The sequence below is a fragment of the Mesorhizobium sp. M7A.F.Ca.US.014.04.1.1 genome, from assembly GCF_003998745.1.
Taxonomy (GTDB): domain Bacteria; phylum Pseudomonadota; class Alphaproteobacteria; order Rhizobiales; family Rhizobiaceae; genus Mesorhizobium; species Mesorhizobium ciceri.
In genome coordinates, this window is sequence record NZ_RZRW01000155.1 from 1 (window position 1) to 10,851 (window position 10,851).

Below are 10,851 nucleotides of genomic sequence, written 5' to 3' on the forward strand. Positions count from 1 at the left end.
ACCTCGCCCGCCGGCACCGCCTTTCGGCCCGCTACATCAGAAAACTGTTCGAGAGCGAAGGCACGTCGCTGTCGGATTTCATGCTGTGCCAGCGCCTGTTGCGCGCGCATCGGATGCTCAGCAATCCTCGTCATGCCGGACGCAGCATCACGGCGATCGCCTTCGAGGCAGGCTTCAACGACCTCTCCTATTTCAACCGGGCGTTCCGGCGGCGCTACGGCGCGACGCCATCGGATGTGCGGGCGGCCGCGTTGAAGGGCTGACCGCAAACGAAAACGCCGGCCCAAGGGCCAGCGGTTTCTGGATGAATTTGCCGTTCGGGCCTTCAGCCGAGCTTGGCGTCGAGCGATACGTTTATGGCGCCGAGCGCCTTCGAGACCGGACAGCCGGCCTTGGCCCTTTCGGCCAATTCCTTGAACTTCGCCGCGTCGATGCCCGGGACCTTGCCGACCACTGTGAGGGCGCTGCCGGTGATCCCGGTGCCGGGAACCAGCGTCACCACGGCCTTGGCGTCGAGTTCGGTGGCGGGGGTGCCGTTCTCGGCCAGGAAATGCGAAAACTGCATGGCAAAGCAGCCGGCGTGCGCCGCCGCGATCAGCTCTTCAGGGTTGGTGCCGGATTTGCCGCTCTCGTCCTCGAAGCGCGCTTTGAACGAATAGGGCGTGCCCTTCAGGGTTCCGCTCTGGGTGTCGAGCGTGCCCGTGCCCTCTTTCAGATTGCCTTTCCAGACGGCGTTTGCGGTGCGGTCCATGAATTCCTCCTTATTACAGCGGTGGCGCCGGCCAGGCGGCGTTCCTCCCAACTATAGCGCGGGCGCGAGGGAAGGCCACCGCGCTGTTTGCGCGCGCATGCAGCACCGGCGAGCCCCACCGAATCTTTTTTGAAAAAAATGTGCGTGCAAAATGTCGACTTGCATCGGCCCCGAGCGTCCTGCGGGCGGCCACAGATTCTCGTGGCGGATGGAGGTTCGCATGAACAATCTGTTTTCTGCCCATTGGACAAGCACCTGCCGAACGGCTGATCCAGGGAAAAGCGGCCCGCTGCATGTGCCGCCCTCCGGCTTCGGCCGGCTGCTTGCGGCAGTTGCAATCATCGGCATTGCGGTCAGCCTTCTCGACCATGTCGCTGCCGGCAAGAACTCAACCGATACCGTGATCGCCTATGGTTCGTCACAGCAAGGGAGCTGGAAATGAAATATGTCTGTCTGGTCTATGGCGAGGAAAACGACCTCCATGCCATGACGCCGGAGCGTCTGGCCAAGCTCGATGCCGATTCGATGGCTCATGACCGGTCATTGGATCATCGTGGGGTGCTGATCGTCGCGCAGGCGCTGCAATCGGTGAAAACGTCGAAGACGGTGCGGCGACGCCAGGGCAAGCGGCTGATCACCGACGGCCCGTTCGCCGAAACCAAGGAGCAGTTGCTTGGCTTCGTCATGATCGAGGCCGACAATCTCGACCAGGCGCTGGAGATCGCCGGCGAGATCCCGCTGGCCGAAATCGGCACCATCGAGGTGCGGGCGATCTACAGTGTGCCGGGGTCATAGCCCCCGCCATGTGCTACAGCCACGCGGAAACCAAGGCGTTCGATTGAACGATCGTCCCGGTTCATTTGGTGCGCAACTTTTGCGTGTTGAAGCAAGGCGAGAGTTCTCCTATCGTCGCCGGGGTTCTTGGGGATTTCGACATGCCTTTCCTGATTGCTATCCTTGGCGTGATGGGCGCGGCGGCGTTCTGGTGGTACCGGATGAAGGCGATGAACGACGCGGCTCGCGAGGTTGCGGACGTTGTCGGGCGCGTGCAGGGCAACATCCGTCGCAAGAAGCTGCGCAAGCAGGCGGCTCTGTCGCCTCTGACGGCGATCGATGATCCGGTCGTAGCGGCGGCTACGCTGATCACATCAATCGTCTCCGAGGATGGGCCCATCCTGCCGCAGCGCGAGGCTGTCATCCGCGCGGTGATTTCCGAGATCGCCGACAAGAAGAAGACCGACGAGGCGGTGATCTACGCCAAATGGGCGGCGGCGCAGGTCGACGACACCACCGTCGTCATCGACAAGCTGGCGCCGTTCCTGCGCGAACGCCTCGATGTCGCCGAGCGGAACGATCTGCTGCAGATGGTCAACCGCGCCGCCCAGGGCGGGGAAAAACGCCTCGAAATATCCGACCAGAGGATATTGCGGCTGCGGCAGAAGCTGGGTTTCGAGGTCAACTGAGCGATAGCGCTCAGATCGCCTCGCCCTTCAACAATCGCGGCGTGCTGGCGGACAACCCCGACGCCTGCCGGATAAAAAAATCCTTCAGGCGCGGCAGGCGTTCGACAAGGCCGAGGCCGATGTCGCGGACGGTTCGCAGCGGGCCGATATCGTTGGAAAACAGCCGATTCAGCGCGTCCGTGGTGATGCCCATCTGCACCGTGTCGAAGCGGCGCCACTGCTGGTAGCGTTCGAGGACGTCGAGCGCGCCGATGTCCTGGCCGAGCCGGTCGGCCTCGACGATCACCTCGGCAAGGGCCGCGACATCCTTGAAGCCGAGATTGAGGCCCTGGCCGGCGATCGGGTGGATGCCGTGGGCGGCATCGCCGGCGAGTGCGATGCGGGGCGCGACGAAAGCACGCGCAATGGTCAAGCCGAGCGGCCAGGCGCGCGGCGCATCAGTAACGCGGATCTCGCCAAGCTTCAGGCCAAAACGCTGCTCGAGTTCGTGTTCGAACAGGAGATCGTCACCGGCCACCAGCTTCTCGGCATCGGGCGTACGCTCGACCCAGACGATCGACGAGCGGTTGGTGCCGTCCTCACCGGGTTTGAGCGGCAATGTGGCGAAAGGCCCGGCCGGCAGGAAATGCTCTTCGGCGCGACCATTGTGCGGGCGTTCATGCGCTACCGTGCAGACGATGCCGGACTGGCCATATTCCCACTTCACCGTCTTGATGCCGGCCATGTCGCGCAGCTTCGAGTTGACGCCGTCGGCGGCGACCAGCAGCCGCGCCTTCAGCGCTGCGCCGTCGGCGAGATGCACGGTGATGCCACTGCCGTTGGTCTCGAAGCCCTGCACCGCGACGCCTTCGATGATATCGATGCCGAGCCTTTCGGCGCTGGCCCGCAAGGCGCCGTTCAGCACCTTGTTGGCGACCATATGCGCAAAGGGCTCGCCCGGCGCCACTTCGCCGCCGAAGGTCAGGAAGACCGGACGCACCGGATCGGCGGTGCGCGAATCGGTGATGATCATCTCAGTGATCGCCTGCGCCTGGCAAAGGGATGGCCGCGCCTCGGCCATTGCCGCTGCCGCCTGCCGCATCGACGAGAGCGATGGCGAGGCCCGGTCGCGCCTGTTTCAGCGATACGGCGGCGGCCAGGCCGACATAGCCGGCGCCGGCGACCAGGACATCGAGCCCGGATCTGTTTTTCGTGTCCGCCTTGCGTTCCATCATCTTCGCTCCTGCGCCGGCCGGGTCTTGCGCCCTTGACTGCCTGTCCGTCCTGTCGGAAACCGCCATAACACTTCTGCGGCGAGGGCGCGAAATATGACGGCAGCCATGGACGAGCTTCTCGGCATTCTCGACCTCGAGAAGCTGGAACACAATCTGTATCGTGGTCGCAGCCCGCTGCTCGACTGGCAGCGCGTGTTCGGCGGCCAGACCATCGCCCAGGCGCTGGTGGCGGCGCAGCGGACAGTGGATCCCGATCGGTACGTGCATTCGCTGCACGGCTATTTCATGCGGCCCGGCGACACCAAGGTGCCGATCGTCTACGAGGTCGACCGCATTCGCGACGGCGGCTCCTTCACCACGCGGCGCGTGGTGGCGGTCCAGCACGGCCAGGCGATCTTTTCGCTCGAAGCCTCGTTCCAGCAGGATGAGGTCGGCCTGGAGCACCAGGTGCCGATGCCGCAGGACGTTCCGGGGCCGGACACATTGCTGTCGCAACGCGAATTGCTGGGCAAATTCGGCGAGGCGGTGCCCGATGGGATCAAACGCTACTGGGAGCGCGACCGGCCGATCGAGATGAAGCCGGTGATGCTGAAGCATTACACCAGCCGCGAAAAGCTGGAGCCAAAGCAGAACATCTGGATCCGCACCACCGGTCCGGTGCCGGCGGACCGCGCCATCCAGGCAGCGGTGCTCGCCTATCTCTCCGACATGACGCTGCTCGACACATCGACCTTCGCGCATGGCCGCGCCATTTTCGATCGCGATATCCAGGCGGCGAGCCTCGACCACGCCATGTGGTTCCACCGCAGCCATGCGCTCGACGACTGGATGCTCTACACGCAGGACAGCCCGTCGACGCAGGGCTCGCGCGGCTTTACACGCGGCTCGCTGTTTGCCCGCGACGGTACGCTGATTGCCTCGGTTGCGCAGGAAGGGCTGATCCGGCTCAAGCGATCGCCTGCAGAGTAGGCATTTTTCGAAATTTGCCCAATTTTTAAGCAGGCGTATCGCCGCAGCTGTGGGCAGGTTGCGTCGGCGCACTCCCTAATCTCTTTGTTTACAGTGGGTTAACACCCTGCTTCCGCACTTGGCACGGAGCTTGAATCCTTGTGGGCACTCTCCGGCTCTTTGGGATCGGTGAAGGTGTACAAACGCGGGGGACCGCAACAGCAAAGGGTGAAACCTTATGAAAATCGTGATGGCAATCATCAAGCCGTTCAAGCTCGACGAGGTACGCGAAGCGCTCACCGCCGTCGGCATCCAGGGCCTGACCGTCACCGAAGTCAAAGGCTACGGGCGTCAGAAAGGGCATACGGAGATCTATCGCGGGGCGGAATACGCGGTCAGCTTCCTGCCGAAGATCAAGATCGAAGTCGCGGTCAGTGCCGACATGGTCGACAAGGCCGTCGAAGCCATCACCGCAGCCGCCAAGACCGGCCAGATCGGCGACGGCAAGATCTTCGTTTTCGGCATCGATCAGGCGGTGCGCATCCGCACCGGCGAAACAGACACCGACGCGCTCTGAGCGGCGATCACGTATTCCAATGGAGAGTTCAATGAATATTCCTTCCACCTTGAAGACGACGGGACGAGCTGCCCTTTTGGGTTCGCTTACTCTCGCAGCATTGGGCACGGTTGCCGCCTTCGCACAGGAAGCGGCACCGGCCGCAGCCGCGGCCGCGCCGGCTGCTGCCCCGACCCCGGTGCTCGACACCGGCAACACCGCCTGGATGCTGACCTCGACGGCGCTGGTGCTGATGATGACCATTCCGGGCCTGGCGCTGTTCTACGGCGGCATGGTGCGCAAGAAGAACGTGCTCGCCACCGTCATGCAGAGCTTCGCCATCACCTGCCTGGTGACGGTGCTGTGGTTCATGTTCGGCTATTCGCTGGCCTTCTCGGACGGCGGCGGCGTGAACAGCTATATCGGCGGCACCTCGAAGTTCTTCCATCACGGCATCACCACGGCCTCGCTGTGGCTGCCGGGCGTCGCCAACATTCCTGAATTCGTGTTCTCGATGTTCCAGATGACATTCGCCATCATCACGCCGGCGCTCATTGCCGGCGCCTTCGCCGAACGCATGAAGTTCTCGGCGCTGCTGATCTTCATGGCGTTGTGGCTGCTGGTCGTCTACGTGCCGATCGCGCATTGGGTCTGGGGTGGCGGCTTCCTCGGATCGGCGGGCGTGCTCGACTTTGCCGGCGGTACGGTCGTTCACATCAACGCCGGTGTCGCCGGTCTGGTCTGTGCGCTGGTTCTCGGCAAGCGCGAAGGCTATGGCACCACCAACATGGCGCCGCATAACCTGGTCTATTCGGTGATCGGCGCTTCACTGCTGTGGGTTGGCTGGTTCGGCTTCAACGCCGGTTCGGAACTGGCAGCCGACGGTCTTGCCGGCGCTGCCATGCTCAACACCCAGGTTGCCACCGCCGCGGCGGCACTGGCCTGGATGTTCGCCGAATGGATCGTCGCCAAGAAGCCTTCCGTGCTCGGCATCATCTCGGGTGCGGTTGCCGGCCTGGTCGCGGTGACGCCGGCTTCCGGCTTCGTCAACCCGACCGGTGCCTTCATCGTCGGCATCGTCGCAGGCGTCGTCTGCTACCTCTCGGCGGTCAAGGTCAAGCACATGTTCGGCTATGACGACTCGCTCGACGCCTTCGGCGTGCATGGCGTCGGCGGTGTGGTCGGCGCTCTGCTCACCGGCGTGCTCGCCGACCCGGCGATCAACAGCCTCGGCGCAGGTGCTTCGCTCGGCAAGCAGATCTACGGCGTTGCCGTCACCATCGTGTGGACCGGCATTGCCACCTTCGTGCTCCTCTACATCGTCAAGGCGCTTGTCGGCCTGCGCCCGACGACCCAGGAAGAGGTCGAAGGCCTCGACATCTCCCAGCATGGCGAAGTGGTGCCGTAAGGGCGGAACCCTCCTCCCGCCGGCCCCATATCTCCACGCAATTCCGAATGGAAAGCGCTGCACAGTTCTCCTGGAATTGCTTTGAAAGATCCCGTCGTGACGCTCCCGAAAGGAGTTCACGCATTGAGGCCCGGATCGCATCCGGGCCTCTTTTTTTGGCAAGCCATTCCGGCAATGCCCGGCTTCACGCAATCACGTTCGCGTGATCATGTTTTTTGAGGAAACAACGACCGCTCTGGTTCCGAACCGTGGGGACGATCGTCGTTCTGACGCTCGTGCCAAACAACAGGGAAGGAAACCATCTCATGAACCTCAAGAACATCTGTCTCGGAGCGCTTGCTCTTTCCATGATCGGCGGCGTGGCGTTTGCCGGTGCTCTGGACGAGCCCGACAACATGGCGCCGTTCTTCACGGATTCCGGCATGAAAACCATGAAGCCGATGGCGGGCTTCAAGACAGCTTTCATGGCCATGCCGATGGAAAAGCAGGAAGCGATGAAGAAGGAATGCCAGGATGCGGCGATGAGCAAGCCGCATGCGGAATTCTGCGCCAATGTGCAGGCGCTCGGCGGCGCCAACTGATTTGCCGCGATCGGGCCGAGGCCCGATCTCCGTTCAGACGACCAATGGCGGGCCGGCAGCCCGCCATTGTTTCGTTCGATGGAGCTCCATCGGTCCGTCGTCCATCATTGCCTCATACGGCTCAACCGGCGGTAATGAGGTTTGAGCGTCTCAACCTCTTATAGTTAATGCGCCCTTAACCTTCCCACCGATAGTCTGAGACCCGAATCTGCCGGAGTGCGCCACGCACCCGGCGAGTCCACGACAGACGGGGAAGAGCATGCGTTCAGGGGCTTCAGCACCGCTCGCGCTGGCCGATACGGGGCACGGCATCCAGGCGTTCGCGCGGCGTCAGGTCGGGCGGCTGGTTGGCGTCGGCCTGTTCGCGCTGGCCGCCTTTGGCGTTGCCAGCCTTGCCACCTGGAATGTCGCCGATCCGAGTTTTTCCCACGCGACGAACAACTCCGTCACCAACGCCATGGGCTATGCGGGTGCCGTGTTCTCCGACCTCGCCATGCAGTTCTTCGGCCTCGCCGCCGTCGCCGCCCTGGTTCCGACGGTCATCTGGGGCTTCCTGCTGTTTTCCGCGCGCGGTGTCGACAGGCTGCCCAAGCGCGGGTTGTCCTGGTTCGGCTTCGCGCTGCTGGCCGCGGCGATGGTCGGCTGCGTGGTGCCGCCCAAGACCTGGCCGCTGCCCACCGGCCTCGGCGGCGTGTTCGGCGACATGGTGCTGAAGATCCCCGGTGTCGTCATCGGCGGCTATCCGACCGGGCTGATCGCCAGCATCATCGCCATCCTGCTGTCGGCGCCCGCACTGTGGCTCTTCGCCCATGGCTCGGCGCTGATCGGACGCAAGAACGGCTTTGCCGTGATGGAGGACGAGCCCGCCGTCGATCCGCGCGAGGACGACCTTTTGTTCGACAATGACGAGGACGAAGGCGACGAGGGCATCCTGGCGCTCGGCGCCATCACCCATTGGTGGCTGTCGCTGCGCGCGTGGATGCACCGCCGCGCCGTGCGCCGCAGGCAGGAGCGGGACGAGTACGAGCCGGAGATGGAGCAGCGCTCCACCGCCTGGCGCCGCGCCGCCGAACGGGTCGAATCGGCCGAGTTCGCCGAGCAGCGGATGAGCCAGGATGGCCGCGCCCGCGTCGAGCCGGAATTCTTCGCCGCCATGGTCAACGACCGCAGCGCCTCGCTCGACCCCGACGATGCCGATATCTTCGACGACCGCTTCGACAATGCGGGCGAGGATGCCGATTTCGACGATGAGCCTGTCGTGCAACGCCGAGGCGCGCCGACCGCCAAGGTACAGCCGTTCCGTTCCGATGCCGCCACGCGCGTCGAGGCGCCGGCGGCGCGCCCCGTGCCCGGCGCCCGTGTGCAGCGCGAGGCGCAGACATCGCTGATCGGCTCTGAAAAATTCGAAATGCCGTCGCTGCACTTCCTCTCCGAGCCGAAGAACGTGGTGCGCGACGCCAGCCTGTCCAAGGACGCGCTGGAACAGAACGCGCGCCTGCTCGAAGGCGTGCTGGAGGATTTCGGCGTCAAGGGCGAGATCATCGCCGTCCGTCCGGGTCCGGTCGTCACGCTCTATGAGCTCGAACCGGCGCCCGGCATCAAATCGTCGCGCGTCATCGGCCTGTCCGACGACATCGCCCGCTCGATGAGCGCCATCGCCTGCCGCGTCGCGGTGGTGCCCGGCCGCAACGCCATCGGCATCGAACTGCCGAACGCCAAGCGCGAAACCGTCTATCTCAGGGAGATCCTGGCCAGCCGCGACTTCGAGACGACGAAGGCCAAGCTGGCACTGGCGCTGGGCAAGACCATCAATGGCGAGGCGGTCATCGTCGACATCGCCAAGATGCCGCACGTGCTGGTCGCCGGCACCACCGGCTCGGGCAAGTCGGTCGCCATCAACACCATGATCCTGTCGCTGCTCTACCGGCTGACGCCGCAGGATTGCCGGCTGATCATGATCGATCCGAAGATGCTGGAACTCTCGGTCTATGACGGCATCCCGCATCTGCTGACGCCCGTCGTCACCGATCCGAAGAAGGCGGTGGTGGCGCTGAAATGGACCGTGCGCGAGATGGAGGACCGCTACCGCAAAATGTCCAAGGTCGGCGTGCGCAACATCGACGGCTTCAACGCCCGTGTCAGCCAGGCGGACAAGAAGGGTGAGAAGATCTCGCGCACCGTTCAGACCGGCTTCGACCGCCAGACCGGCGAGGCGATCTACGAGACCGAGAACCTCGATCTCGAGCCGATGCCTTATATCGTCGTCATCATCGACGAGATGGCCGACCTGATGATGGTCGCCGGCAAGGACATCGAAGGTGCCGTGCAGCGCCTGGCGCAGATGGCGCGCGCCGCCGGCATCCATGTCATCATGGCAACGCAGCGGCCGTCGGTCGACGTCATCACCGGCACCATCAAGGCCAATTTCCCGACCCGCATCTCCTTCCAGGTGACGTCGAAGATCGACAGCCGCACCATTCTGGGCGAGCAGGGCGCCGAGCAGCTGCTCGGCATGGGCGACATGCTCTACATGGCCGGCGGCGGCCGTATCCAGCGCGTGCACGGCCCGTTCGTCGCCGATGAAGAGGTCGAGAAGATCGTCGCGCATCTGAAGCTGCAGGGCGTGCCGGAGTATCTCGACGCCATCACCGAGGATGATGGCGAGGATGACGACGAGCCGTCAGGCAAGGGTGGAGCGAGCGGCGGTGGCGGCAACAGCAATTTCGAGGATTCCGACGATCCTTACGATCAAGCGGTCTCCGTGGTGCTGCGCGATGGCAAGGCCTCGACCAGCTATATCCAGCGCCGGCTGGGCATCGGCTATAACCGCGCTGCCTCGATCATCGAGAAGATGGAGAAGGAAGGTATCGTCGGCCCGGCCAACCATGCCGGCAAGCGCGAGATCCTGGTGCCGACCGAAGAGGACAAGTTCTGACCAGAAAGCCTGACCCTTGCGACATCCGGCAACCTTGAACCTTTCAAGGCGTTGAAGCGACCAAGGGACGCCCGACCCGCCAAATTTCAGCCCAACTGGGGGTCCAAGCACAGAACAACTCAGGAATCAGACGAGAGTGACCGACATGAAAAACGATCTTTCAGCGCTCAGCACATTTGCTCCATCCCGGCGTCAGTTGCTGGGCCTCGGTCTGGCGTTTGCAGGGGCGGCAGCCTTCAACGCGGTGCCCGGCTTCCAGGTGCTGGCCTCGGCGCAGGCGGCTGTGCCGGCCGCTGCGCAGAAGATCGCCGACCACTTTTCCTCGGTCAAATCGATGAGCGGCGAATTCGTGCAGTTCGGCCCCAAGGGCGAGCAGACCGGCGGCAAGTTCTTCCTCGAACGGCCGGGCAAGATCCGCTTCAACTACGACGGCTCTTCGAACTTCCGGGTGATTTCAGACGGCCAGTCGGTGGTCATCCTGAACAAGAGGCTCAACACGTCCGATCTCTATCCGCTGTCGAAGACACCCTTGAAGCTGCTGCTCGACAACAGGATCGACCTCTCCGGCGACCGCGTCAAAAGCGTCAAGCAGGAGGACGACCTCACAACCATCCAGCTCGCCGACAAATCGGTGTTCGGCAATTCGAAGATCACCATGATGTTCGATCCGAAAACCTTCGACTTGCGGCAGTGGACGATCACCGACGCGCAGGGCAAGGATACGACGGTGATGATCTTCAACACCAAGGAAGGCGTCAGCTTCGCGCCGGATACTTTCGCCATCGACTACACGGCGAACCGCGAGCTCAACACCAACAAGGCGCGCTAGCTTCAAACGCTCCAATAGCTGTGGAAAGCACCGGGCCGCGCCTCGTCGAGCGTTGCCCGGCTTGTCTTTGCGGCTTGCGGCTGGCAATTTCCCGGACCGACTCCGTCAAAAGGCGTCTTCCCCGCCGGGACCCATCGGTTCTGGCCGGTTGCACGCTGTCCTGGAT

11 protein-coding genes and 1 pseudogene are annotated in these 10,851 nt (G+C 63.6%); 10 read left to right on the plus strand and 2 right to left on the minus strand.

Annotated features, from left to right (window positions below; translation table 11 throughout):
• A partial coding sequence (locus EOA22_RS13015; RefSeq protein ID WP_164755394.1) for a helix-turn-helix transcriptional regulator occupies positions 1-263 on the plus strand: 263 nt, incomplete at its 5' end.
• Between the two features lie 62 nt (positions 264-325).
• Here the strand turns inward: EOA22_RS13015 and EOA22_RS13020 are convergent.
• Positions 326-751, minus strand: coding sequence for an OsmC family protein (locus EOA22_RS13020; protein WP_063169527.1), 426 nt, complete (start codon positions 749-751; stop codon positions 326-328).
• A 220-nt stretch (positions 752-971) separates the two neighbouring features.
• Between EOA22_RS13020 and EOA22_RS13025 the strand changes: the two genes are divergently transcribed.
• The 3 genes from EOA22_RS13025 to EOA22_RS13035 all read left to right on the plus strand — a co-directional run bounded on the left by EOA22_RS13025 (position 972) and on the right by EOA22_RS13035 (position 2,214).
• The gene (locus EOA22_RS13025; RefSeq protein WP_063170404.1) at positions 972-1,193 is read left to right on the plus strand and encodes a hypothetical protein; all 222 of its coding nucleotides are present in this window, start codon (positions 972-974) and stop codon (positions 1,191-1,193) included.
• Positions 1,190-1,546 (plus strand): YciI family protein, encoded by a 357-nt coding sequence (locus tag EOA22_RS13030; protein WP_063169526.1) that lies wholly within the window; start codon positions 1,190-1,192, stop codon positions 1,544-1,546. The genes EOA22_RS13025 and EOA22_RS13030 overlap by 4 nt, the downstream gene beginning before the upstream one ends.
• Before the next feature lie 140 nt (positions 1,547-1,686).
• On the plus strand, positions 1,687-2,214 hold the full coding sequence (locus EOA22_RS13035) for a hypothetical protein (RefSeq protein WP_024504998.1): 528 nt from the start codon (positions 1,687-1,689) through the stop codon (positions 2,212-2,214).
• Between the two features lie 10 nt (positions 2,215-2,224).
• Here the strand turns inward: EOA22_RS13035 and EOA22_RS13040 are convergent.
• Positions 2,225-3,425: pseudogene (locus EOA22_RS13040) on the minus strand (ubiquinone biosynthesis hydroxylase).
• Positions 3,426-3,521: 96 nt separating this feature from the next.
• On the opposite strand from EOA22_RS13040, the gene tesB reads away from it, so the two are divergent.
• The 6 genes from tesB to EOA22_RS13070 all read left to right on the plus strand — a co-directional run bounded on the left by tesB (position 3,522) and on the right by EOA22_RS13070 (position 10,685).
• Positions 3,522-4,397: an acyl-CoA thioesterase II gene (gene tesB / locus EOA22_RS13045; RefSeq protein WP_013528888.1), complete on the plus strand. Its 876-nt coding sequence runs from the start codon at positions 3,522-3,524 to the stop codon at positions 4,395-4,397.
• Positions 4,398-4,614: 217 nt separating this feature from the next.
• Entirely contained in the window at positions 4,615-4,953 is a 339-nt protein-coding gene (locus tag EOA22_RS13050) for a P-II family nitrogen regulator (protein ID WP_013528889.1), read from the plus strand.
• A gap of 205 nt (positions 4,954-5,158) precedes the next feature.
• Entirely contained in the window at positions 5,159-6,340 is a 1,182-nt protein-coding gene (locus tag EOA22_RS13055) for an ammonium transporter (protein WP_224619141.1), read from the plus strand.
• Between the two features lie 305 nt (positions 6,341-6,645).
• Positions 6,646-6,921: a hypothetical protein gene (locus tag EOA22_RS13060; RefSeq protein ID WP_063170403.1), complete on the plus strand. Its 276-nt coding sequence runs from the start codon at positions 6,646-6,648 to the stop codon at positions 6,919-6,921.
• 259 nt (positions 6,922-7,180) lie between these two features.
• The gene (locus tag EOA22_RS13065; protein ID WP_063169525.1) at positions 7,181-9,856 is read left to right on the plus strand and encodes a DNA translocase FtsK; all 2,676 of its coding nucleotides are present in this window, start codon (positions 7,181-7,183) and stop codon (positions 9,854-9,856) included.
• A 145-nt stretch (positions 9,857-10,001) separates the two neighbouring features.
• Positions 10,002-10,685: an outer membrane lipoprotein carrier protein LolA gene (locus EOA22_RS13070; protein WP_024505000.1), complete on the plus strand. Its 684-nt coding sequence runs from the start codon at positions 10,002-10,004 to the stop codon at positions 10,683-10,685.
• The last annotated feature ends 166 nt before the right edge of the window (positions 10,686-10,851 follow it).